Consider the following 23,313-nt stretch of genomic DNA (forward strand, 5'->3'; position numbering starts at 1 on the left):
TTACACAGAACACACGCTCTGTCGCAGTATATTAAGTCGTCGATAGAAACAAGCATTGAAAGGCACAGCAGTAGTCAAACAGTGTGAAACGCTACTGGCGCCTTACAGCGCAAAAAGGCTGGTGACTAAAAAGTCACCAGCCATCAGCCTGATTTCTCAGGCTGCAACCGGAAGGGTTGGCTTATTTAACTTCAACTTCAGCGCCAGCTTCTTCCAGAGATTTTTTCAGTGCTTCAGCGTCATCTTTGCTCACGCCTTCTTTCAGAGCGGCCGGAGCAGATTCTACCAGGTCTTTAGCTTCTTTCAGGCCCAGACCAGTTGCGCCACGTACTGCTTTGATAACAGCAACTTTGTTAGCGCCAGCAGCTTTCAGAATTACGTCGAATTCAGTTTTTTCTTCAGCAGCTTCAACCGGACCAGCAGCTACAGCGACAGCAGCAGCAGCGGAAACACCGAATTTTTCTTCCATTGCAGAGATCAGTTCTACAACGTCCATTACGGACATAGCTGCAACTGCTTCAATGATTTGATCTTTAGTGATAGACATTTAAATTGTTCCTGAATATCAGAATAAGTTTATACGTAAGCAAATGCTTGATAAAGACAACTACGATTACGCAGCTTCTTTTGCATCGCGTACAGCAGCCAGTGTGCGAACCAGTTTGCCAGCCGAAGCTTCTTTCATGGTTGCCATCAGGCGTGCAATTGCTTCTTCGTAGGTCGGCAGAGTTGCCAGGCGGTCGATCTGAGACGCCGGGATCAGCTCACCTTCAAAGGCTGCAGCTTTGACCTCAAATTTTGCATTCGCTTTCGCGAACTCTTTGAACAGACGAGCAGCAGCGCCCGGGTGTTCCATAGAGTATGCAATCAGGGTCGGACCAACAAACGTGTCTTTCAGGCACTCGAACTGAGTACCTTCAACGACGCGGCGCAGCAGGGTGTTACGAACAACACGCATGTATACGCCAGCTTCACGACCTGCTTTACGCAGTTCAGTCATTTTATCTACAGTTACGCCACGGGAATCCGCAACTACTGCAGACAGCGCGCCTTTGGCTACTTCGCTGACTTCAGCAACAATCGCTTGTTTGTCTTGAAGATTTAAAGCCATTAGCTTTGCTCCTGGATGTTTGCCGGAACTCATGTTCCGGAACTCACTTCACTCATCTCAACGAGAAGAGCGTCTTAATACGGTGAGCAGAAACAAGCCAGAGTATCAAAAAATAATCTTAGCGTTCTGTCACCGTCTACGCAGGGGATTAAGCCTCTTGCGAGACGCCTGCGGTCTTCGACGGAGGCCTGGATAGGCCAGGCTCCAACGAACAAATTCTTTCTATGACTTCGTCCTTTGAACCGTAGCTGTGTTAGCTGCGCTCGTTCACACCAGTCACATAGTTAACTATGCTCCTGGCGATTCACTCACTTGCTGCCTTGCTGCAATTCAAATGACTCGCATAGTGCTCTGTTATATTTCAACAGAATCGTGGGGGTAAGATTGTAGACAAAATCACCGCCCACGTAAAGACTAATCTTAGTTCGCAGATGCGCTCAGACCAGCCTGATCAACGGCAACGCCAGCACCCATGGTGGTGGAGATGCTAACTTTCTTGATGTACACACCTTTCGCCTGGCTCGGTTTTGCTTTTTTCAGCGCAACCAGCAGAGCTTCCAGGTTTTCTTTCAGTTTGTCAGCGTCAAAGTCCACTTTACCGATGGTGGTGTGGATGATGCCGTTTTTGTCGTTACGGTAACGAACCTGACCTGCTTTAGCGTTCTTAACCGCTTCAGCAACGTTAGGGGTAACAGTACCGACTTTCGGGTTTGGCATCAGGCCGCGCGGACCCAGAACCTGGCCCAGCTGGCCAACAACGCGCATTGCATCCGGAGAAGCAATAACAACGTCAAAGTTCATTTCGCCTTTCTTGATCTGGTCAGCCAGATCTTCCATACCTACCAGCTCAGCGCCAGCAGCTTTAGCTGCTTCAGCGTTCGGACCCTGGGTAAATACGGCAACGCGAACAGAACGGCCAGTACCGTGCGGCAGTACAGTCGCGCCACGAACGTTCTGGTCAGATTTACGAGCGTCGATGCCGAGGTTAACGGCAACGTCAACGCTTTCGTTGAATTTAGCAGTGGCCAGCTCTTTCAGCAGGGCAATAGCTTCGTTGATGTCGTACTGTTTGGTCGCATCAACTTTCTCACGGATCACGCGCATACGCTTGGTCAGTTTAGCCATTTCTTAGTCCTCCACTACCAGGCCCATGGAACGTGCAGTACCTTCGATGGAGCGAGTCATCGCTTCAATGTCGGCACCGGTCATGTCGGCAGCTTTGGTCTGCGCGATTTCCTGCAGCTGAGCGCGGGAAATTTTACCTACTTTGTCTTTGTTCGGCTTGCCGGAACCAGACTTGATACCAGCCGCTTTTTTCAGCAGAACAGCTGCCGGAGGCGTTTTGGTAACGAAGGTGAAAGAACGGTCAGCGTAAACGGTAATAACAACCGGAATCGGCAGACCTTTTTCGATGGAATCCGTTTTTGCGTTGAACGCTTTGCAGAATTCCATGATGTTCACACCCTGCTGACCCAGTGCTGGACCAACCGGCGGACTCGGGTTCGCCATACCAGCTGCAACCTGCAGCTTGACGTAGGCTTGTACTTTCTTAGCCATTCTAAATTCCTCGAATTGGGTAGTATCGCTTCAGAGAAGCTCCCCGTGATAAATATCGCTTTATGGGCATAAGGCCCATAAAAACAAAAGGCGCGAAATTGTATGTCAATTTCGCGCCCTATGCAACGATTAGATCGCTGCTTTTTTGATCGCAGCCTTACGCTTTCTCAACCTGGCTGAAGTCCAGCTCTACCGGGGTCGCACGACCGAAGATAGAAACAGACACTTTCAGGCGAGACTTCTCATAATCAACTTCTTCGACAACGCCGTTAAAGTCTGCGAACGGACCGTCGTTAACACGAACCATTTCACCCGGTTCAAACAGAGTTTTCGGCCGCGGCTTATCGCCAACCTGCTGCAGGCGGTTCATGATCGCATCGACTTCTTTGTCGCTGATCGGCGCCGGACGGTCAGACGTACCGCCGATAAAGCCCATCACACGCGGCACGCTGCGCACCAGGTGCCAGCTTGCGTCGTTCATGACCATCTGGACCAGAACGTACCCCGGGAAGAATTTGCGTTCGCTTTTGCGACGCTGGCCGCCACGTATCTCAACGACTTCTTCAGTCGGGACCATGACTTCGCCAAACAGCTCTTCCATGTTGTGTAATTTGATATGCTCGCGCAGCGATGTGGCTACGCGGCCTTCAAAACCGGAAAACGCCTGAACGACGTACCAGCGCTTTTTAGGTGCTTCAGACATCTCAGAACCTCAGGCCAGTGATAAAGGATACCAGGCGAACCAGAATACCATCCAGTCCCCACAGGATCAGTGACATAACTGCGGTAACCGCAGCGACGATCAGCGTGGTGTGTAGCGTTTCCTGGCGAGTCGGCCAAATGACCTTACGGACTTCGGTTCTCGCTTCACGGGCAAAAGCAACGGTTGCTTTACCTTTTGTCGTCAACAGCGCGACACCACCCGCTGCAGCAATCAGAATTACTACGGCCAGCGCACGCAGCGGCAGCATCATGTCGCGATAGAGGTAGTTGCCGACGATTGCGACGATCAGCAATATGGCAACAACTATCCACTTCATCGCTTCCAGGCCGCGCCCGCTCCCTTGAGCTTCGGTATTCGCACTCATAAACCAACCTGTCAGAAGTATTCTACAAACATTTTCACCCCGCAATCGCGAGGCAATCCAAATCGAAACGCTTATTCGCCTTTCGGATTATACGCCCTCTACAGAGCCTGTCTCAGCAATGATTATGACAAATAAAATCACTGATGAGCCAGGTTCTGGTGTGAAAGCGTGCAAAAAGGGCATCAAATGATGCCCTTTTATTGCGCATTGCGTCAAATGTTATCAGCGATTAGCCGAGAACTTTAGCAACAACGCCCGCGCCAACGGTACGGCCGCCTTCACGGATTGCGAAACGCAGACCGTCGTCCATCGCGATCGGGTGGATCAGGGTAACAACCATTTTGATGTTGTCGCCCGGCATTACCATCTCCACACCTTCCGGCAGTTCGATGGTGCCAGTCACGTCAGTGGTACGGAAGTAGAACTGCGGACGGTAGCCTTTGAAGAACGGAGTATGACGGCCGCCTTCATCTTTGGACAGAATATACACTTCAGATTCGAACTTGGTGTGCGGCTTGATGGTGCCCGGCTTAGCCAGTACCTGACCACGTTCGATTTCTTCACGTTTGATACCACGCAGCAGAACACCTACGTTCTCACCAGCACGGCCTTCGTCCAGCAGTTTGCGGAACATTTCAACGCCAGTACAGGTAGACTTCTGAGTCTCTTTGATACCAACGATTTCAACTTCTTCGCCCACTTTGATGATACCGCGCTCTACACGACCGGTAACAACGGTACCACGACCGGAGATGGAGAATACGTCTTCGATCGGCAGCAGGAACGGCTTGTCAATCGCACGCTCTGGTTCCGGGATGTAAGAATCCAGGAAGCCAGCCAGTTCGATGATTTTCGCTTCCCACTCTGCGTCGCCTTCCAGCGCTTTCAGAGCAGAACCACGAACGATTGGCGTGTCGTCGCCCGGGAAGTCGTACTGAGACAGAAGTTCACGAACTTCCATTTCTACCAGTTCCAGCAGCTCTTCGTCATCAACCATGTCGCATTTGTTCAGGAACACGATGATGTACGGAACGCCTACCTGACGACCCAGCAGGATGTGCTCACGGGTCTGCGGCATCGGGCCGTCAGTCGCAGCAACAACCAGGATCGCGCCGTCCATCTGCGCAGCACCGGTGATCATGTTTTTAACATAGTCGGCGTGCCCCGGGCAGTCTACGTGTGCGTAGTGGCGGGTCGGGGTATCGTATTCAACGTGAGAAGTGTTGATGGTGATACCACGCGCTTTTTCTTCCGGCGCGTTATCGATCTGGTCGAATGCGCGAGCGGCACCGCCGTAGGTTTTAGCCAGTACGGTAGTGATGGCAGCGGTCAGCGTTGTTTTACCATGGTCAACGTGGCCGATAGTACCGACGTTAACGTGCGGTTTTGTACGTTCAAACTTTTCTTTAGACATCGATTGTCCCTCTAAGACACGGATAAATCGGTGATATCACCACATCAACCAGGCAACACGCCCGACTTGTTGAATGCTAATAAACAGAAGAGAAAAACAGGAAGGAGAAAAGAAGTGGTGCTGATAGGCAGATTCGAACTGCCGACCTCACCCTTACCAAGGGTGCGCTCTACCAACTGAGCTATATCAGCACATCTTGGAGCGGGCAGCGGGAATCGAACCCGCATCATCAGCTTGGAAGGCTGAGGTAATAGCCATTATACGATGCCCGCATCCTGGAACTCGGCTACCTGATTTTCATTCTGCACTGAATATCGAGAGAAACTCTCTTTATTCGAGCCGGTAAGCGAACTTATCGTCTCGGGCTACGCCATCGCGTGGCCGAAAATGGTGGTGGGGGAAGGATTCGAACCTTCGAAGTCTGTGACGGCAGATTTACAGTCTGCTCCCTTTGGCCGCTCGGGAACCCCACCGGACTTGATGGTGCCGACTACCGGAATCGAACTGGTGACCTACTGATTACAAGTCAGTTGCTCTACCTACTGAGCTAAGTCGGCATCAAGTAGCGCGCATTCTATGGAGACCTGCGTGCTCATGCAACTAAAAAATTGCATAAAATGTTCTATCGCTCACATTTTGCGCTATAAGAGACAAAAATGCTCTAATTTCAAACAAGAGAGCATAAATTTTCGGCATTTTACTGACCGTCTAACCAGGATACGACACGGTATTTCAACGCGCCGTCGATAAAAAGCAATCTTCTGTATCTGGTATATTCGTCACATTGCTTCTCAGCGATAGCTTTCACAGCGAGATTTTTTCTTATTATTCCTCCCCATCTGGTGTTACCCTCCTGCCCATTGTCCAAATTAACTTAAATGTGACGTGCCGTTGCATGTCAGGGATGGCTCTCGTTCATCGCTAAACTGATGTAGCAATAGCAGCCAGAAACATGCTTATGAGTATAAAAGAGCAATCGTTAATGACGCCTTACCTACAGTTTGATCGCAGCCAGTGGGCTGCGCTTCGCGATTCTGTGCCGATGACTCTGACCGAGGATGAGATCGCGCAGTTAAAAGGCATTAATGAAGATTTATCGCTGGAAGAAGTTGCAGAAATATATTTACCCCTCTCCCGTTTGCTAAATTTTTATATCAGTTCAAATCTGCGTCGTCAGGCTGTCCTGGAACAGTTTCTGGGCACTAACGGCCAACGAATCCCTTATATCATCAGTATCGCGGGCAGCGTCGCAGTGGGTAAAAGCACGACAGCGCGCGTTCTGCAAGCGTTGCTGAGCCGCTGGCCGGAACACCGCCGTGTTGAATTGATTACTACAGACGGCTTCCTCCACCCAAACCAGGTGTTGAAAGAACGCGGGTTAATGAAGAAAAAGGGGTTTCCCGAATCGTATGATATGCACCGACTGGTGAAATTCGTTTCTGACCTCAAGTCGGGCGTACCGAACGTGACGGCGCCAGTCTATTCTCATTTGATTTACGATGTTATTCCTGAAGGGGATAAAACCGTCGCTCAGCCTGATATATTGATTCTTGAAGGTTTAAATGTTTTACAAAGCGGTATGGATTATCCTCACGATCCGCACCATGTATTTGTCTCTGATTTCGTTGATTTCTCTATTTACGTTGATGCGCCAGAAGAACTTCTTCAGACATGGTATATCAATCGCTTCCTGAAATTCCGTGAAGGGGCATTTACCGATCCTGACTCTTATTTCCACAATTATGCAAAATTATCTAAAGAAGAAGCAGTTAATATAGCTGCTTCGCTTTGGAAAGAAATTAACTGGTTGAATTTAAAACAAAATATCTTACCCACGCGAGAACGTGCCAGCCTTATTATGACCAAGAGCGCCAACCATGCGGTAGAACAGGTAAGATTACGAAAATAATAGAAGAAAGGGGAGCAACGACTCCCCTTTTTACTATTCGGCGCTCCGCAGAGATATTTCTCCCCCCATCCAGGGTTTAATCACGCCATCCTGTTCAAGCAATAATGCGCCCTGAGTATCAATGCCGCGAGAAATACCAAATATTTCTTTGTCGCCAATAATCAGTTTTACCGGACGATCAATAAAATTATCCAGTTTTTTCCAGCGCGAAAGATAAGGCGAAAGACCTTCTTGCTCAAAAAGTTCAAGCGCAGCGCGTAGCTTATAAATCAGCTTTGCAGCCAGCATATTGCGATCGAGCGTAATTCCGGCCTCCTGCAACGTGATCCATCCCTGATTTATCACGTCCTCTTCTACATGACGCATTGCCATGTTAATACCAGCGCCAATCACTATTTGTGCGGCATCGCCCGTTTTACCGGTTAACTCGACCAAAATACCAGCCAATTTGCGATCCAGCAGGTAGAGGTCGTTAGGCCACTTCACGCGAACTTTGTCAGCGCCCAGTTCACGCAGCACTTCCGCCATCACAATTCCAATGACCAGACTCAGGCCTATTGCCGCTGCAGGTCCCTGCTCCAGACGCCAATACATTGAGAGATATAGATTCGCGCCAAACGGTGAGAACCATTTACGCCCACGACGACCACGCCCCGCCTGTTGGTATTCTGCTACACAGGCATCGCCTGAGCGCAGCTCGCTAATTCGATCAAGTAAATACTGATTCGTTGAATCGATAACAGGCAATACCGCCACGTTTCCGCTATCCAGTTGGCTATGAATACGGTCAGCATCCAGTAACTGGATGGGTTCCGGTAAGCTATATCCTTTCCCGGGAACGGTAAATACATCTACCCCCCAGTCGCGTAATGTCTGGATATGTTTATTAATTGCCGCGCGGCTCATTCCCAGCCATTCACCCAACTGCTCGCCTGAGTGAAACTCTCCGTCGGCAAGTAGCGAGATCAGCGTCAGGGGAACGGTAGTATCTTTCATGCAATGCTCTCCACAGCGTTCACCTCTCCGGACTGACCAATAAAGCGAACCTCAGGCTCCAGCCAGACATTAAATTTTTCCCCCACTTTTTGCCGGACATGATGCGCCAGCGCCACCACGTCTTTACTTGTCGCATCATTAGCATTAATCAGTACCAGCGCCTGTTGGCGATGCACCGCAGCGCCGCCAATGGTGACGCCTTTCAACTGGCATTGGTCAATCAGCCAGCCTGCCGCCAGCTTCACTGAGCCGTCTGCCTGAGGGTAATGCGGCGCGTTGGGAAATCGTTCCAACAGTTCCATGGCGATATCGGCTGCGACAACGGGATTTTTAAAAAAGCTGCCCGCATTGCCATTCACTTTAGGGTCCGGCAATTTTGTGGTGCGCATATGGCATACAGCATCAAACACCTGTTGCGCGGTGACCGTTTTCGGGTCCAGACAAGTAAGATCGCCATAGGTCAACACCGGCTGCCATTGTTTTGACAGACGCAGACCCACCGCGACGATCGCAACGCGATCCTGATATTCATGTTTGAAGATACTGTCACGATAGCCGAAACGGCATTCCGCCGCGGACAAACGCAGACGTTTTCCCGTTTCCAGTTCAACGCAGTCAACATAGTCGCAGACGCGCTGTAGTTCTACACCATACGCGCCAATATTCTGTATAGGCGAGGAACCAACGCAGCCAGGGATGAGCGCCAGATTCTCCAGGCCGGGCATGTTGTTGTCCAGCGCGTAGCGAACGAGTTGATGCCAGTTCTCTCCGGCGCCAACATACAGATACCACGCCTCTGCCGTTTCCTTTACCTCAATACCTTTCAGGCGGTTAAGGATCACGGTGCCGGCGTAATTTTCCAGAAACAGGACGTTGCTTCCTTCACCCAGGATCATAACCGGCAGTCCCTCACGAGTTGCTTGCTGCCAGGCGCTCAGTAGTTGTTGTTCGTTTTCAGCGCATACGATGTGCTTTGCACAATGATCAATGCCGAAGGTATTCCAGGGTTTTAGGGAATGGGTCATGGCTGCTTTCCTGATACTCAATCGGCAATAGTTTACCGTATCTGTGTTGGGAAGGCTTGCGGTTATATCGAGGGTGGATCTGTACGTCCCTGTAGGCTGGATAAGGCGGAGCCGCCATCCGGCAGTGCATACCCGGCCACAGACGCAAAAAAGCCCATCCGTCAGGATGGGCTTCTTCACTATTCGATGCCTGGCAGTTTATGGCGGGCGTCCTGCCCGCCACCCTCCGGGCCGTTGCTGCGCAACGTTCAAATCCGCTCCCGGCGGATTTGTCCTCCTCAGGAGAGCGCTCACCGACAGACTACAGATAAAACGAAGGGCCCTGTCTTGCGACAGGGCCCTTCGTTTTATTTGATGCCTGGCAGTTCCCTACTCTCGCATGGGGAGACCCCACACTACCATCGGCGCTACGGCGTTTCACTTCTGAGTTCGGCATGGGGTCAGGTGGGACCACCGCGCTACGGCCGCCAGGCAAATTCTTTTGTGCTCTGTACGCAATTCTTTATCGCATCAGCGGTGTTGGCTGCATTCGTAAAGTCAGGCACATACTTCTGTATGCTCCTTCCTTTCCTTCGCTTGCCGCCTTGCTGCTGCGCAAATTATTGCGTACTCAACTCTGAATCAGTGCTGAAAATCGTCTCTCAACCGCCAAAACATCTTCGGCGTTGTAAGGTTAAGCCTCACGGTTCATTAGTACCGGTTAGCTCAACGCATCGCTGCGCTTACACACCCGGCCTATCAACGTCATCGTCTTTAACGTTCCTTCAGGAGACTCAAGGTCTCAGGGAAGACTCATCTCGGGGCAAGTTTCGTGCTTAGATGCTTTCAGCACTTATCTTTTCCGCATTTAGCTACCGGGCAGTGCCATTGGCATGACAACCCGAACACCAGTGATGCGTCCACTCCGGTCCTCTCGTACTAGGAGCAGCCCCCCTCAGTCTTCCAGCGCCCACGGCAGATAGGGACCGAACTGTCTCACGACGTTCTAAACCCAGCTCGCGTACCACTTTAAATGGCGAACAGCCATACCCTTGGGACCTACTTCAGCCCCAGGATGTGATGAGCCGACATCGAGGTGCCAAACACCGCCGTCGATATGAACTCTTGGGCGGTATCAGCCTGTTATCCCCGGAGTACCTTTTATCCGTTGAGCGATGGCCCTTCCATTCAGAACCACCGGATCACTATGACCTGCTTTCGCACCTGCTCGCGCCGTCACGCTCGCAGTCAAGCTGGCTTATGCCATTGCACTAACCTCCTGATGTCCGACCAGGATTAGCCAACCTTCGTGCTCCTCCGTTACTCTTTAGGAGGAGACCGCCCCAGTCAAACTACCCACCAGACACTGTCCGCAACCCGGATTACGGGTCCACGTTAGAACATCAAACATTAAAGGGTGGTATTTCAAGGTCGGCTCCACGCAGACTGGCGTCCACGCTTCAAAGCCTCCCACCTATCCTACACATCAAGGCTCAATGTTCAGTGTCAAGCTATAGTAAAGGTTCACGGGGTCTTTCCGTCTTGCCGCGGGTACACTGCATCTTCACAGCGAGTTCAATTTCACTGAGTCTCGGGTGGAGACAGCCTGGCCATCATTACGCCATTCGTGCAGGTCGGAACTTACCCGACAAGGAATTTCGCTACCTTAGGACCGTTATAGTTACGGCCGCCGTTTACCGGGGCTTCGATCAGGAGCTTCGCTTGCGCTGACCCCATCAATTAACCTTCCGGCACCGGGCAGGCGTCACACCGTATACGTCCACTTTCGTGTTTGCACAGTGCTGTGTTTTTAATAAACAGTTGCAGCCAGCTGGTATCTTCGACTGACTTCAGCTCCATGAGTAAATCACTTCACCTACGTGTCAGCGTGCCTTCTCCCGAAGTTACGGCACCATTTTGCCTAGTTCCTTCACCCGAGTTCTCTCAAGCGCCTTGGTATTCTCTACCTGACCACCTGTGTCGGTTTGGGGTACGATTTGATGTTACCTGATGCTTAGAGGCTTTTCCTGGAAGCAGGGCATTTGTTGCTTCAGCACCGTGGTGCCTCGTCATCACGCCTCAGTGTTAAAGTGAACCGGATTTACCTGGAACACACACCTACACGCTTAAACCGGGACAACCGTCGCCCGGCCAACATAGCCTTCTCCGTCCCCCCTTCGCAGTAACACCAAGTACGGGAATATTAACCCGTTTCCCATCGACTACGCCTTTCGGCCTCGCCTTAGGGGTCGACTCACCCTGCCCCGATTAACGTTGGACAGGAACCCTTGGTCTTCCGGCGAGCGGGCTTTTCACCCGCTTTATCGTTACTTATGTCAGCATTCGCACTTCTGATACCTCCAGCACCCCTCACAGGACACCTTCAACGGCTTACAGAACGCTCCCCTACCCAACAACACACAGTGTCGCTGCCGCAGCTTCGGTGCATGGTTTAGCCCCGTTACATCTTCCGCGCAGGCCGACTCGACCAGTGAGCTATTACGCTTTCTTTAAATGATGGCTGCTTCTAAGCCAACATCCTGGCTGTCTGGGCCTTCCCACATCGTTTCCCACTTAACCATGACTTTGGGACCTTAGCTGGCGGTCTGGGTTGTTTCCCTCTTCACGACGGACGTTAGCACCCGCCGTGTGTCTCCCGTGATAACATTCTCCGGTATTCGCAGTTTGCATCGGGTTGGTAAGCCGGGATGGCCCCCTAGCCGAAACAGTGCTCTACCCCCGGAGATGAGTTCACGAGGCGCTACCTAAATAGCTTTCGGGGAGAACCAGCTATCTCCCGGTTTGATTGGCCTTTCACCCCCAGCCACAGGTCATCCGCTAATTTTTCAACATTAGTCGGTTCGGTCCTCCAGTTAGTGTTACCCAACCTTCAACCTGCCCATGGCTAGATCACCGGGTTTCGGGTCTATACCCTGCAACTTAACGCCCAATTAAGACTCGGTTTCCCTTCGGCTCCCCTATGCGGTTAACCTTGCTACAGAATATAAGTCGCTGACCCATTATACAAAAGGTACGCAGTCACCCCACCACTAAGCCCCCTCTGCTTCTTCTGAGGTTGAACGTCGCTTTCGCTCCGTTAACCGCATCTTCCGCAAAGGATGCGTATGTGGAGTTCACCACTGGCTTAGTGGTGGGGCTCCCACTGCTTGTACGTACACGGTTTCAGGTTCTGTTTCACTCCCCTCGCCGGGGTTCTTTTCGCCTTTCCCTCACGGTACTGGTTCACTATCGGTCAGTCAGGAGTATTTAGCCTTGGAGGATGGTCCCCCCATATTCAGACAGGATACCACGTGTCCCGCCCTACTCATCGAGCTCACAGCATGTGCGCTTTTGTGTACGGGGCTCTCACCCTGTATCGCGCGCCTTTCCAGACGCTTCCACTAACACACATGCTGATTCAGGCTCTGGGCTCCTCCCCGTTCGCTCGCCGCTACTGGGGGAATCTCGGTTGATTTCTTTTCCTCGGGGTACTTAGATGTTTCAGTTCCCCCGGTTCGCCTCATTAACCTATGGATTCAGTTAATGATAGTGTGACGAGTCACACTGGGTTTCCCCATTCGGACATCGCCGGTTATAACGGTTCATATCACCTTACCGGCGCTTTTCGCAGATTAGCACGTCCTTCATCGCCTCTGACTGCCAGGGCATCCACCGTGTACGCTTGGTCGCTTAACCTCACAACCCGAAGATGTCTTGTTCTGTCCGGTTTGTTGCGCGTTGTGAATACTGCGTTGTTCCGTACTCGCGATGCTCATGGACATCAAGTCCACTGCGCTCGCTGCGTGCGGTACGCCTTGTCTTCACTTCGCTCACTTCACCTTTTACAGGTCATCTTCATGATTGCGAAAATTTGAGAGACTCATGAACAATCGAAATTGTTCTTGTTTCAATTTTCAGCTTGATCCAGATTTTTAAAGAGCAAAACTTCGCAGTGAACCCTTTCAGGTACACTCTGAAGTATTTTTTCGTAATACACTCACGAGATGGTGGAGCTATGCGGGATCGAACCGCAGACCTCCTGCGTGCAAAGCAGGCGCTCTCCCAGCTGAGCTATAGCCCCATCGTGTAGTCAGAACCTCTTTACCGATAATTTTTCCTGAGACAAGGCGTGGAATAACGAAGCATACATCAGTATGTGAGTTATTTCACAACGCAGTATTCAGGGAAAATTTGGTAGGCCTGAGTGGACTTGAACCACCGACCTCACCCTTATCAGGGGTGCGCTCTAACCACCTGAGCTACAAGCCTGTAGAGGTTTTACTGCTCGTTTTTCATCAGACAATCTGTGTGAGCACTGCAAAGACCGTTTCTTTCAGGTAAGGAGGTGATCCAACCGCAGGTTCCCCTACGGTTACCTTGTTACGACTTCACCCCAGTCATGAATCACAAAGTGGTAAGCGCCCTCCCGAAGGTTAAGCTACCTACTTCTTTTGCAACCCACTCCCATGGTGTGACGGGCGGTGTGTACAAGGCCCGGGAACGTATTCACCGTGGCATTCTGATCCACGATTACTAGCGATTCCGACTTCATGGAGTCGAGTTGCAGACTCCAATCCGGACTACGACGCACTTTATGAGGTCCGCTTGCTCTCGCGAGGTCGCTTCTCTTTGTATGCGCCATTGTAGCACGTGTGTAGCCCTGGTCGTAAGGGCCATGATGACTTGACGTCATCCCCACCTTCCTCCAGTTTATCACTGGCAGTCTCCTTTGAGTTCCCGACCTAATCGCTGGCAACAAAGGATAAGGGTTGCGCTCGTTGCGGGACTTAACCCAACATTTCACAACACGAGCTGACGACAGCCATGCAGCACCTGTCTCACAGTTCCCGAAGGCACATTCGCATCTCTGCAAACTTCTGTGGATGTCAAGACCAGGTAAGGTTCTTCGCGTTGCATCGAATTAAACCACATGCTCCACCGCTTGTGCGGGCCCCCGTCAATTCATTTGAGTTTTAACCTTGCGGCCGTACTCCCCAGGCGGTCTACTTAACGCGTTAGCTCCGGAAGCCACGCCTCAAGGGCACAGCCTCCAAGTAGACATCGTTTACGGCGTGGACTACCAGGGTATCTAATCCTGTTTGCTCCCCACGCTTTCGCACCTGAGCGTCAGTCTTTGTCCAGGGGGCCGCCTTCGCCACCGGTATTCCTCCAGATCTCTACGCATTTCACCGCTACACCTGGAATTCTACCCCCCTCTACAAGACTCAAGCCTGCCAGTTTCGAATGCAGTTCCCAGGTTGAGCCCGGGGATTTCACATCCGACTTGACAGACCGCCTGCGTGCGCTTTACGCCCAGTAATTCCGATTAACGCTTGCACCCTCCGTATTACCGCGGCTGCTGGCACGGAGTTAGCCGGTGCTTCTTCTGCGGGTAACGTCAATTGCTGCGGTTATTAACCACAACACCTTCCTCCCCGCTGAAAGTACTTTACAACCCGAAGGCCTTCTTCATACACGCGGCATGGCTGCATCAGGCTTGCGCCCATTGTGCAATATTCCCCACTGCTGCCTCCCGTAGGAGTCTGGACCGTGTCTCAGTTCCAGTGTGGCTGGTCATCCTCTCAGACCAGCTAGGGATCGTCGCCTTGGTGAGCCGTTACCTCACCAACAAGCTAATCCCATCTGGGCACATCTGATGGCAAGAGGCCCGAAGGTCCCCCTCTTTGGTCTTGCGACGTTATGCGGTATTAGCCACCGTTTCCAGTAGTTATCCCCCTCCATCAGGCAGTTTCCCAGACATTACTCACCCGTCCGCCACTCGTCAGCAAAGCAGCAAGCTGCTTCCTGTTACCGTTCGACTTGCATGTGTTAGGCCTGCCGCCAGCGTTCAATCTGAGCCATGATCAAACTCTTCAATTTAAAAGTTTGATGCTCGTGAATTAAACTTCGTAATGAATTACGTGTTCACTCAGAGACTTGGTATTCATTTTTCGTCCGGGGACGTTAAGAATCCGTATCTTCGAGTGCCCACACAGATTGTCTGATAAATTGTTAAAGAGCAGTGCCGCTGCGCTTTTCTCAGCGGCGCGGGGTGTGCATATTACGCTTTCCCGCTTCAGAGTCAAGCGTTTATTTTCGCTTTTCTCCGTGAGGCTCTGGTCTTAACCCCGCTGACCCGGCGGCCTGTGTGCCGTTGTTCCGTGTCAGTGGTGGCGCATTATAGGGAGTTATTTCCGCCTGACAAGAGGAAATTTAAAATAATTTTCCAAGTGCCTGGTATTTACCCAAAACGCCATTAAACCGCCAGTTTTTCGAGCGTTTCAAAGCCATAACGCTGTAAAACGGGCAATAATTGTTCAGCTTCTGGCGTCATTGCCATGCAATAAGCAATATTGGCATCGGTCGATTTTGCATACGGCGCTTCATGCTCCAACAGCCAGGCTGTACGACGCGCTATCGCCGCGCCGGAATCCACTAACCGCGTCCCTTCGGGCAGGACTTGCAAAATCTCGTCTCGTAATAGAGGGAAATGCGTACACCCCAGAACGACCGTGTCAGGCGGTTCCGGCATTCGCAGCCATGGACGTAATATACGGCGTAGCTCTTCCAGCGATACCGAGTCGCCATGTAATTTAGCTTCCGCCAGTTCCACCAGTTCTGCCGACCCCAACATAGCTATCTGACATTCATTGGCGAAGCGCGCAATCAGCTCGTGAGTATAAGGACGTTTGACCGTCGCTCGCGTCGCCAGTAGCCCGACGACGCCATTTGCGGTAAGCCGCGCCGCTGGTTTAATCGCAGGTACAACGCCCACCACCGGGAAGGCAAACTTTTCACGTAATGCGGGAAGTGAAACCGTACTGGCGGTATTGCAGGCTATCACCGCCAGTGAAAGGGGATAGCACTGCTGTACCGCAGTAACAATGTCGACAACGCGCTCGACGATAAACGTTTCGCTCTTTTCCCCATAGGGGAATGCCACGTTATCGAAAGCATATATATAGTGGAGATCCGGCAGGAGCCGCCGAATCTCATCATAGACCGACAATCCACCGACGCCAGAATCAAATACCAGCACGGTGGGACGTGGTTCAGAAGGTGTAGCTGCCAGACAAGGTGTATTCTCGTCCTGCAGTTTGGTAGCCATAAACTGTCTCGTAATCTTTGTCGAACAGGTTGGCTATTTTACCACGAACTGTCAGATGTGAGGTGAGCGGATATGAAACTCCAATATCCCACAAGCTCAAGCCGCCCATTTTTACATCTCTATTATTGTCGAAGTCTTTATCGTAACGTTCGCCGAGGTACTGATACATCACATTCCAGCCGAGTTCAAAAATCTGTCCGGTCAGCTCATACTTTACCTGTTGCTTAGCACGGCGATAGAGAACCTTATTGGTTTCATCATCACGCGGATCGACGTATTGCAGCGTCAGGTGGTGATCTACCGGGCCGGTGGTGATATTTCCGGTCCACTCCAGACCTTTAATAGTGGCCGATTTCAGATTAACGTATTGATTATCTGTATAATCGATCAGGTTTTGAACCTTATAATGATATGCAGAAAGGCGCCAATCCAGCGGTCCGGTCAGCCCATCAATGCCGGCCTCCCACTGCCTGGATTCTTCCGGCTTTAGGTTTGGGTTAGCGGCAATACCAGGCCCATAAGATGATGCAAAACGCGTCGCGCCATATTGCTGCCCAAGGGACGGTGCCAGGAACCCCGTACCATAGGAGAGAGTTGCCCGATAACCATCAACAAACTCCCAGCCCGCTGCGGTCTGCCATGTCCCATGCCAGCCGAACTGCTCATCATGATCTTCACGGCCAGAAGCTTCCAACGTGACACTATCGATTTGTTGCTGTCCGGTCAGGTAGAGCCCGGTGGTATCACGTTTGTAAGTATCGGCCTTCGTTGTACTGCTGGAGGTCAGCTTTTCCTGTTTCCAGTCAGCCCCGCCGCTAACCGCTCCGTACCCAACTTCAACACTATTACCCCACTGAATATAACGCTGCTCCATGTTATCCAGCGAGGCATCCCCCGCATACCGACCAAGATCGTGACTGTAGTTGTAATCTTTAATATGTTGATAATTGGCGATCAGCTGAGAAGAATAGATGCCAGAACTGTATTGCAGGCCAGCATCCCAAGATTGGGTGTAATTCTGGGCCTCATCATTGCCGCCAACATAACCATATGAACCCTGATCGTAATCGCTATTCGCCGTATAGCCATAACCGCGAAAGAAACCGGAGACGTTATCGTTAAACTTATGCTGTACGCCTCCCCAGAACAGCTTATTGCGGTAGCCGTCCCGGTCACTGTCCCCGTTATAGGGAGAGTCAGGCTGAATGTTAAAACCCCTGGTCGTCTCATACGCCCCGGCAGCAGTTACAATCGTATCGCCAAACCGTTTATTCATAATCCCATCATAGGTCTGGTAACCATCCGATCCCATACCGGCGTTGATCTGTGATTTCTCGTCATTGCTCATCGTAATGATATTGACGACGCCGCCAATCGCGCCAGAACCGTACACCGCTGAACGCGGTCCGCGAATGTATTCAATGCGCTGCACTAACGACACCGGAAGCTGACCAATATCAATCGCGTTACTAATGCCCGCCCGCGCCATCGGCACACCATCAATCAGTACCAGGACATGCCGCGATTCGGTGCCGCGAACATACAGCGAGGAACTCTTCCCCATTCCGCCGCTCTGTGAAATATCCACACCAGGAAGACGGCGCATTACGTCATTAAGATCTTTTGACTGCCAGCGCTGAATATCCTCGCGGGTGACGACATCAGTTGGCGCCAAAACAGAGTTTACAGGCTGCTGAAAACGGTTGGCGGTGACAACCAGGGTATCCGGGCTAGTGTCCTGCGCCCAAGCGGAAAAGGCCGTGACGGAGAACGCCGTCAGCAGCGTAGCTTTTTTAATCATTGTAAAGTATCCACAATATAAGAAGGATGCCGCAGGCTTCATCGATAGTACGCGATGATGAAAACCAGATGCGACGTTAGCCGGCAGGTCTTCGGGCTTGGAGGGTTATCCGTTGGCTGGATAGCAGAAATGATGACTTCCCACCGGAGGCAGTGTCTGCTTACGCTCTCATCTCACCTTTCCTTACCGCTGCGCGTCAGCTCCAGATTTTCACTGGATTCCCTATTAACTCACAGGACCGGCCCACGGATGCTACCGTCTGTCACAACACCCTGTCCAGACCGCGCATCACAAATCAGAAATCATCAATAGCTGGACATCCACTGAGCAATCCCTACAATCCCCGCGTACTTTTATTATTCAGGATGCGATATGACCCCCGAACATCTTCCGACAGAACAGTATGAGGCGCAGCTAGCCGAAAAAGTGGCGCGCTTGCAGAGTATGATGGCGCCGTTTTCTGGCCTGGTTCCGGAAGTATTTCGCTCGCCGGTCAGTCACTATCGTATGCGTGCGGAATTTCGCCTGTGGCATGACGGCGATGACCTGTACCACATTATGTTTGATCAGCAGACCAAAAGCCGGATTCGCGTTGACAGCTTCCCGGCGGCCAGCCAACTGATTAATACCTTAATGAAGGCGATGATTGCCGGCGTGCGCGATAATCATGCACTGCGGCATAAGCTGTTCCAGATCGATTATCTCACCACCTTGAGCAACCAGGCGGTAGTGTCGTTGCTGTACCATAAGAAGCTGGACGAAGAGTGGCATGAAGCCGCCACTGCGTTACGCGATGCTTTACGCGCGCAAGGTCTGAACGTACACCTGATTGGCCGGGCCACTAAAACCAAAGTCGAATTGGATCAGGATTATATTGATGAGCGTCTGCCTGTGGCAGGTAAAGAAATGATCTACCGCCAAGTCGAAAACAGCTTTACGCAGCCAAACGCCGCCATGAATATTCAGATGTTAGAGTGGGCGCTGGAGGTGACGAAAGACTCAAAAGGCGATCTGCTTGAGTTGTATTGCGGCAACGGCAATTTTTCTTTAGCGCTGGCGCGCAATTTTAACCGCGTGCTGGCAACCGAAATCGCCAAACCGTCCGTCGCTGCCGCGCAGTATAATATTGCCGCTAATCATATTGATAATGTTCAGATTATTCGCATGGCGGCGGAAGAGTTTACCCAGGCGATGAACGGCGTCCGTGAGTTTAATCGCTTACAGGGGATCGATCTGAAGCGCTATCAGTGCGAAACCATTTTTGTCGATCCGCCGCGCAGCGGTCTGGACAGCGAAACTGAAAAAATGGTGCAGGCTTATCCACGTATTCTGTACATTTCCTGCAATCCGGAAACGTTGTGCAAAAACCTGGAAACATTAAGCCAGACGCACACGGTGTCTCGCCTGGCGCTGTTCGATCAGTTCCCGTATACGCATCATATGGAATGCGGGGTGTTATTGACCGCAAGGTAAAATATACGTCGGATAGCCGATTATACCGCTATCTGGCGTTCTGCCGGGGCGCTTCGCTTGCCCGGCCTACATATATGTACAGTTGTAGGCCGGATCAGGCGCTTGCGCCGCCATCTGGCATTCGCACACTACTCCGCGATGTCCTGCTTCCGATTGCGCATCTTAAAGCCAATCCAGAATACCAGAATCACCGACAGCACCGCCGGGAAGAAATTAGAACCCATATCCGGATATTCTGCACGCACGACGGTGCTATACAGTAAAACGCCAAGAATAAAACAGGCGGCGGCCAGCCCCGGCAAACCCACCGGCATAGTACGATTTTGGTAGCGTTGATGCAGGCAATATACCGTCAGCACCAGCGAGATAATCGGGAATACGGAGAACGGCACAATAGCGCTAAACAGTGCCGCGAATGTGCCGTTAATCGATAAGCCAGCGATGAGCGCCAGCAACAGCGTACCTTTATCTTGACCTGACTGTTTCATTACTCGTCCTTCACGTTATTCGGAATGATGTGCTATTTTCTCTTGCTCACGGCGATACCAGTAATACGCCCCTTTCGCAATCATGCGCAGTTGCAATACCAGCCGCTCTTCTAATTGCCGACGCTGTTCAGCGCCGATGTCCAACGCCTCTGCACCCGCGCTAAAGACAATAGTCACCATCGCTTCGGCCTGGGCTTCAGTAAACGCACGCGGCATATGGTTTTCGAGTTCCAGATAGTCGGCAAGTTCCGCAATAAAGTGCTGAATCTCCCGCGCGACGGCAGCACGAAACGCCGCTGAAGTGCCGGAACGCTCGCGCAACAACAGACGGAAGGCGTTGGGGTTGTTGCCGATAAACTCCATAAATGTGGAGACCGACGTGCGGATGACGCTGCCGCCTTTCGCGATGCGCTGTCGCGCCTGACGCATCAACTGACGCAACATCAGACCGCTTTCATCCACCATCGTCAGACCGAGTTCATCAACATCGCGAAAATGACGGTAAAACGACGTTGGCGCAATGCCCGCTTCACGCGCCACTTCACGCAAACTCAGGCTGGCGAAACTCCGCTCAGCGCTCAGTTGGCTGAATGCGGCTTCCACCAGCGAACGCCGGGTTTTTTCTTTTTGTTGCGCTCTAACACCCATCACAATGTCTGAATCCTTCCATATGCCTTATTCGGCACTATACCAGAGAATAAAAGTAACGGGTTCACACTGGATTGTGAATGATTGTTTACAGACAGTTTGTGCTCCGGCTTCGCAAAAAAGCACAACGATAATTGGGTTAAAGCTGGGCAAATGTTATCATCGTGTTTATTTTATGTATAAAAACAGGTGAGTAATACCATGCCACATTCCTGGGATTATGATGCAGTCGTCATAGGGTCAGGCCCCGGCGGTGAAGGCGCTGCAATGGGTCTGGTTAAGCAAGGAGCACGCGTCGCGGTGATTGAGCGTTATCATAACGTTGGCGGCGGATGTACCCACTGGGGCACCATCCCATCCAAAGCCCTTCGCCACGCCGTCAGCCGTATTATCGAATTTAATCAAAACCCGCTCTATAGCGACCACTCCCGTCTCCTTCGTTCTTCTTTCGCCGATATCCTCAACCATGCTGATAACGTGATTAATCAACAAACGCGTATGCGTCAGGGGTTTTATGAGCGTAACCACTGTGAAATCTTGCAGGGCAACGCCCATTTTATTGACGAACATACCCTGGCGCTGGAATGCCATGACGGCACGGTTGAAACCCTAACGGCAGAAAAATTTGTTATTGCTTGTGGTTCGCGTCCTTACCATCCCAATGATGTGGATTTCTCGCATCCGCGCATTTATGACAGCGACTCAATCCTTAGCCTCCACCATGAACCGCGCCACGTTATTATTTATGGCGCCGGCGTTATCGGCTGCGAATATGCGTCCATCTTCCGCGGTATGGATGTGAAAGTGGATCTGATCAACACTCGCGATCGCCTGCTGGCCTTTCTCGATCAGGAGATGTCCGACTCTCTCTCTTACCATTTCTGGAATAGTGGTGTGGTGATTCGCCACAATGAAGAGTATGAGAAAATCGAAGGCTGCGATGATGGCGTCATCATGCACCTGAAATCCGGCAAAAAACTGAAGGCTGACTGTCTGCTCTATGCCAATGGCCGTACCGGTAACACCGATTCGCTGGCGCTGGAGAATATTGGTCTGGAAACAGACAGCCGTGGACAGCTCAAGGTCAACAGCATGTACCAGACCGCCCTGCCGCACGTCTATGCGGTGGGCGACGTGATTGGCTATCCCAGTCTGGCTTCCGCAGCCTACGATCAGGGGCGTATTGCAGCGCAGGCGCTGGTGAAAGGCGAAGCGACCGCGCATCTTATCGAAGATATCCCCACCGGGATTTATACCATTCCGGAAATCAGTTCTGTCGGCAAAACCGAGCAGCAGTTAACGGCAATGAAAGTGCCTTATGAAGTGGGCCGCGCGCAGTTTAAGCATCTGGCGCGAGCGCAAATCGTTGGCATGAACGTCGGCACGCTAAAAATTCTCTTCCACCGTGAAACCAAAGAAATTCTGGGGATTCACTGCTTTGGCGAACGCGCCGCCGAAATTATTCATATCGGCCAGGCGATCATGGAGCAGAAAGGTGGCGGTAACACCATCGAGTACTTCGTTAACACCACCTTTAACTACCCAACCATGGCGGAAGCTTATCGGGTTGCGGCGCTAAACGGCTTAAACCGCCTGTTTTAACGCCTTGTCGAAATGGCCATCCATTGCGCCACGGATGGCCTCTGCCAGTTGCTCATAACGGCTACGCAGCGGCGATCCCGGGCGATAAACCAGCCCCACGGTACGACGCGGCTCCGGTTTAATGCATGGCAGATAGACCACGCCGTCGCGCTTACGCTCCTGCGGCACTGCCAGCGCAGGAAGTAGCGTAATACCACTGCCCGCCGCCACCATGTTGCGTAGCGTTTCCAGACTGGTCGCCCGGAAATGGGTATCTTCATCCGCTCCCGCTTCGAAACAGAACCCCATCGCCTGATCGCGCAGACAGTGGCCATCTTCCAGCATCAGCAATTTTTCGCCCGCCAGATCGGACATCGGCACGCGATCGCGATTCGCCCACGGATGATCCTCATAAATAGCCAGCATCATGGGCTCATCAAACAGCGGCACTTCGATAAATGCCTCACTCTCTTTCACCAGTGCCAGAATAGCGCAGTCAAGCTTGCCGCTATCGAGTTGCGCTAACAGCTGATGGGTTTGCGCCTCATGCAGATACATTTCCAGCTTCGGGAAAGTCTGGTGCAACATCGGAATAATAAGCGGCAGCAAATAGGGGCCAACCGTTGGGATTAAACCAATATGTAACGGGCCGGACATCGCCTCACCTTGTTGGCTTGCCATCTCCTTGAGCACCTTGACCTCACGCAGCACGGTGCGCGCCTGATCCACCAGCAGTAAGCCCGCCTGGGTAAACAGCACCTTACGACTCGTACGCTCCAGCAGCATAACGCCCAGCTCATCTTCCAGCTTGCGAATTTGCCCGCTAAGGGTTGGCTGGCTGACGTGACAGGAGTCCGCCGCTCGCCGGAAATGGCGATGTTCGGCTAACGCCACCAGATATTCAAGATCACGAATATTCATTATTCATCCTCCGTCGCCACGATAGTTCATGGCGATAGGTAGCATAGCAACGAACGATTATCCCTATCAACCTTTCTGATTAATAATACATCACAGAAACGGAGCGGTTTCTCGTTTAACCCTTGAAGACACCGCCCGTTCAGAGGGTATCTCTCGAACCCGAAATAACTAAAGCCAACGTGAACTTTTGCGGACCTCTGGTCCGCTTTTTTTT

The 23,313-nt window shown here is 51.7% G+C and carries 18 protein-coding genes, 6 tRNA genes, 3 rRNA genes and 1 riboswitch; of the genes, 4 read left to right on the top strand and 23 right to left on the bottom strand.

Annotated elements, in window-relative coordinates; translation table 11 throughout:
- Window positions 1–181 precede the first annotated feature (181 nt).
- The 11 genes from rplL to ACE15A_RS21810 form a co-directional block, all read right to left on the bottom strand.
- Complete coding sequence (rplL, locus tag ACE15A_RS21760) at window positions 182–547, bottom strand: 50S ribosomal protein L7/L12 (RefSeq protein ID WP_000028879.1); 366 nt, start codon at window positions 545–547, stop codon at window positions 182–184.
- 66 nt (window positions 548–613) lie between these two features.
- Window positions 614–1,111: a 50S ribosomal protein L10 gene (rplJ, locus tag ACE15A_RS21765; RefSeq protein ID WP_001207203.1), complete on the bottom strand. Its 498-nt coding sequence runs from the start codon at window positions 1,109–1,111 to the stop codon at window positions 614–616.
- 420 nt (window positions 1,112–1,531) lie between these two features.
- Window positions 1,532–2,236, bottom strand: coding sequence for a 50S ribosomal protein L1 (gene rplA, locus ACE15A_RS21770; RefSeq protein WP_001096676.1), 705 nt, complete (start codon window positions 2,234–2,236; stop codon window positions 1,532–1,534).
- Window positions 2,237–2,239: 3 nt separating this feature from the next.
- Complete coding sequence (gene rplK / locus ACE15A_RS21775; RefSeq protein WP_001085926.1) at window positions 2,240–2,668, bottom strand: 50S ribosomal protein L11; 429 nt, start codon at window positions 2,666–2,668, stop codon at window positions 2,240–2,242.
- Window positions 2,669–2,825: 157 nt separating this feature from the next.
- Entirely contained in the window at window positions 2,826–3,371 is a 546-nt protein-coding gene (nusG, locus tag ACE15A_RS21780) for a transcription termination/antitermination protein NusG (protein ID WP_001287521.1), read from the bottom strand.
- Window position 3,372: 1 nt separating this feature from the next.
- The gene (secE, locus tag ACE15A_RS21785) at window positions 3,373–3,756 is read right to left on the bottom strand and encodes a preprotein translocase subunit SecE (protein ID WP_001275691.1); all 384 of its coding nucleotides are present in this window, start codon (window positions 3,754–3,756) and stop codon (window positions 3,373–3,375) included.
- Window positions 3,757–3,985: 229 nt separating this feature from the next.
- A complete protein-coding gene (gene tuf, locus ACE15A_RS21790; RefSeq protein WP_000031748.1) occupies window positions 3,986–5,170 on the bottom strand; it encodes an elongation factor Tu in 1,185 nt (394 codons plus the stop codon).
- Between the two features lie 115 nt (window positions 5,171–5,285).
- Window positions 5,286–5,361 (bottom strand) — tRNA-Thr (locus tag ACE15A_RS21795).
- Between the two features lie 6 nt (window positions 5,362–5,367).
- Window positions 5,368–5,442, bottom strand: a tRNA-Gly gene (locus ACE15A_RS21800).
- A 116-nt stretch (window positions 5,443–5,558) separates the two neighbouring features.
- A tRNA-Tyr gene (locus tag ACE15A_RS21805) sits at window positions 5,559–5,643 on the bottom strand.
- Window positions 5,644–5,651: 8 nt separating this feature from the next.
- Window positions 5,652–5,727, bottom strand: a tRNA-Thr gene (locus ACE15A_RS21810).
- Between the two features lie 19 nt (window positions 5,728–5,746).
- Between ACE15A_RS21810 and ACE15A_RS21815 the strand changes: the two genes are divergently transcribed.
- On the top strand, window positions 5,747–5,920 hold the full coding sequence (locus ACE15A_RS21815) for a hypothetical protein (protein WP_053510947.1): 174 nt from the start codon (window positions 5,747–5,749) through the stop codon (window positions 5,918–5,920).
- Window positions 5,921–6,128: 208 nt separating this feature from the next.
- The gene (coaA, locus tag ACE15A_RS21820; protein WP_053510949.1) at window positions 6,129–7,079 is read left to right on the top strand and encodes a type I pantothenate kinase; all 951 of its coding nucleotides are present in this window, start codon (window positions 6,129–6,131) and stop codon (window positions 7,077–7,079) included.
- 33 nt (window positions 7,080–7,112) lie between these two features.
- On the opposite strand, the gene birA is transcribed toward coaA, so the two are convergent.
- The 9 genes from birA to btuB form a co-directional block, all read right to left on the bottom strand.
- Window positions 7,113–8,075 (bottom strand): bifunctional biotin--[acetyl-CoA-carboxylase] ligase/biotin operon repressor BirA, encoded by a 963-nt coding sequence (birA, locus tag ACE15A_RS21825; protein ID WP_053510951.1) that lies wholly within the window; start codon window positions 8,073–8,075, stop codon window positions 7,113–7,115.
- Window positions 8,072–9,100 carry a UDP-N-acetylmuramate dehydrogenase gene (gene murB / locus ACE15A_RS21830; RefSeq protein WP_053510953.1) on the bottom strand — a complete coding sequence of 343 codons (1,029 nt, stop codon included), beginning with the start codon at window positions 9,098–9,100 and terminating at the stop codon, window positions 8,072–8,074. The genes birA and murB overlap by 4 nt, the downstream gene beginning before the upstream one ends.
- A gap of 356 nt (window positions 9,101–9,456) precedes the next feature.
- Window positions 9,457–9,572 (bottom strand): 5S ribosomal RNA (gene rrf, locus ACE15A_RS21835).
- 197 nt (window positions 9,573–9,769) lie between these two features.
- A 23S ribosomal RNA gene (locus tag ACE15A_RS21840) occupies window positions 9,770–12,775 on the bottom strand.
- Window positions 12,776–13,084: 309 nt separating this feature from the next.
- Window positions 13,085–13,160: transfer RNA gene (locus ACE15A_RS21845), tRNA-Ala, on the bottom strand.
- Between the two features lie 111 nt (window positions 13,161–13,271).
- A tRNA-Ile gene (locus ACE15A_RS21850) sits at window positions 13,272–13,348 on the bottom strand.
- 69 nt (window positions 13,349–13,417) lie between these two features.
- Window positions 13,418–14,959 (bottom strand): 16S ribosomal RNA (locus ACE15A_RS21855).
- Together the 16S, 23S and 5S rRNA genes with 2 tRNA genes alongside form the textbook arrangement of a ribosomal RNA operon.
- Window positions 14,960–15,335: 376 nt before the next feature.
- Window positions 15,336–16,187 (bottom strand): glutamate racemase, encoded by an 852-nt coding sequence (gene murI, locus ACE15A_RS21860; RefSeq protein ID WP_053510017.1) that lies wholly within the window; start codon window positions 16,185–16,187, stop codon window positions 15,336–15,338.
- Window positions 16,132–17,988, bottom strand: coding sequence for a TonB-dependent vitamin B12 receptor BtuB (btuB, locus tag ACE15A_RS21865; RefSeq protein ID WP_053510015.1), 1,857 nt, complete (start codon window positions 17,986–17,988; stop codon window positions 16,132–16,134). Before btuB ends, murI begins: the two co-directional genes overlap by 56 nt.
- Window positions 17,989–18,052: 64 nt before the next feature.
- Window positions 18,053–18,246: riboswitch (cobalamin riboswitch) on the bottom strand.
- A gap of 114 nt (window positions 18,247–18,360) precedes the next feature.
- Between btuB and trmA the strand changes: the two genes are divergently transcribed.
- Window positions 18,361–19,461: a tRNA (uridine(54)-C5)-methyltransferase TrmA gene (trmA, locus tag ACE15A_RS21870; RefSeq protein WP_053510014.1), complete on the top strand. Its 1,101-nt coding sequence runs from the start codon at window positions 18,361–18,363 to the stop codon at window positions 19,459–19,461.
- Window positions 19,462–19,589: 128 nt separating this feature from the next.
- Here trmA and ACE15A_RS21875 read toward each other — a convergent pair whose 3' ends face one another.
- Both ACE15A_RS21875 and fabR read right to left on the bottom strand, forming a co-directional pair.
- Window positions 19,590–19,949 (bottom strand): YijD family membrane protein, encoded by a 360-nt coding sequence (locus tag ACE15A_RS21875; RefSeq protein WP_023249172.1) that lies wholly within the window; start codon window positions 19,947–19,949, stop codon window positions 19,590–19,592.
- Between the two features lie 15 nt (window positions 19,950–19,964).
- A complete protein-coding gene (fabR, locus tag ACE15A_RS21880) occupies window positions 19,965–20,600 on the bottom strand; it encodes an HTH-type transcriptional repressor FabR (RefSeq protein ID WP_000971958.1) in 636 nt (211 codons plus the stop codon).
- A gap of 198 nt (window positions 20,601–20,798) precedes the next feature.
- Here fabR and sthA point away from each other — a divergent pair, with 198 nt between their 5' ends.
- The gene (gene sthA / locus ACE15A_RS21885) at window positions 20,799–22,199 is read left to right on the top strand and encodes a Si-specific NAD(P)(+) transhydrogenase (protein WP_001120789.1); all 1,401 of its coding nucleotides are present in this window, start codon (window positions 20,799–20,801) and stop codon (window positions 22,197–22,199) included.
- Here sthA and oxyR read toward each other — a convergent pair.
- On the bottom strand, window positions 22,182–23,099 hold the full coding sequence (gene oxyR / locus ACE15A_RS21890; RefSeq protein WP_023249171.1) for a DNA-binding transcriptional regulator OxyR: 918 nt from the start codon (window positions 23,097–23,099) through the stop codon (window positions 22,182–22,184). The two genes, sthA and oxyR, sit on opposite strands and share 18 nt — an antisense overlap.
- Window positions 23,100–23,313 lie beyond the last annotated feature (214 nt).

The sequence above is a fragment of the Salmonella sp. HY31 genome (assembly GCF_042604575.1).
Classification (GTDB): Bacteria; Pseudomonadota; Gammaproteobacteria; order Enterobacterales; family Enterobacteriaceae; genus Salmonella; species Salmonella diarizonae.

What these genes read in the sequence shown, in the direction of transcription:
- rplL (WP_000028879.1), bottom strand. Translation starts at nt 547, where the DNA reads ATGTCTATCACTAAAGATCAAATCATTGAAGCAGTTGCAGCTATGTCC.
- rplJ (WP_001207203.1), bottom strand. Translation starts at nt 1,111, where the DNA reads ATGGCTTTAAATCTTCAAGACAAACAAGCGATTGTTGCTGAAGTCAGC.
- rplA (WP_001096676.1), bottom strand. Translation starts at nt 2,236, where the DNA reads ATGGCTAAACTGACCAAGCGTATGCGCGTGATCCGTGAGAAAGTTGAT.
- rplK (WP_001085926.1), bottom strand. Translation starts at nt 2,668, where the DNA reads ATGGCTAAGAAAGTACAAGCCTACGTCAAGCTGCAGGTTGCAGCTGGT.
- nusG (WP_001287521.1), bottom strand. Translation starts at nt 3,371, where the DNA reads ATGTCTGAAGCACCTAAAAAGCGCTGGTACGTCGTTCAGGCGTTTTCC.
- secE (WP_001275691.1), bottom strand. Translation starts at nt 3,756, where the DNA reads ATGAGTGCGAATACCGAAGCTCAAGGGAGCGGGCGCGGCCTGGAAGCG.
- tuf (WP_000031748.1), bottom strand. Translation starts at nt 5,170, where the DNA reads ATGTCTAAAGAAAAGTTTGAACGTACAAAACCGCACGTTAACGTCGGT.
- ACE15A_RS21815 (WP_053510947.1), top strand. Translation starts at nt 5,747, where the DNA reads ATGGAGACCTGCGTGCTCATGCAACTAAAAAATTGCATAAAATGTTCT.
- coaA (WP_053510949.1), top strand. Translation starts at nt 6,129, where the DNA reads ATGAGTATAAAAGAGCAATCGTTAATGACGCCTTACCTACAGTTTGAT.
- birA (WP_053510951.1), bottom strand. Translation starts at nt 8,075, where the DNA reads ATGAAAGATACTACCGTTCCCCTGACGCTGATCTCGCTACTTGCCGAC.
- murB (WP_053510953.1), bottom strand. Translation starts at nt 9,100, where the DNA reads ATGACCCATTCCCTAAAACCCTGGAATACCTTCGGCATTGATCATTGT.
- murI (WP_053510017.1), bottom strand. Translation starts at nt 16,187, where the DNA reads ATGGCTACCAAACTGCAGGACGAGAATACACCTTGTCTGGCAGCTACA.
- btuB (WP_053510015.1), bottom strand. Translation starts at nt 17,988, where the DNA reads ATGATTAAAAAAGCTACGCTGCTGACGGCGTTCTCCGTCACGGCCTTT.
- trmA (WP_053510014.1), top strand. Translation starts at nt 18,361, where the DNA reads ATGACCCCCGAACATCTTCCGACAGAACAGTATGAGGCGCAGCTAGCC.
- ACE15A_RS21875 (WP_023249172.1), bottom strand. Translation starts at nt 19,949, where the DNA reads ATGAAACAGTCAGGTCAAGATAAAGGTACGCTGTTGCTGGCGCTCATC.
- sthA (WP_001120789.1), top strand. Translation starts at nt 20,799, where the DNA reads ATGCCACATTCCTGGGATTATGATGCAGTCGTCATAGGGTCAGGCCCC.
- oxyR (WP_023249171.1), bottom strand. Translation starts at nt 23,099, where the DNA reads ATGAATATTCGTGATCTTGAATATCTGGTGGCGTTAGCCGAACATCGC.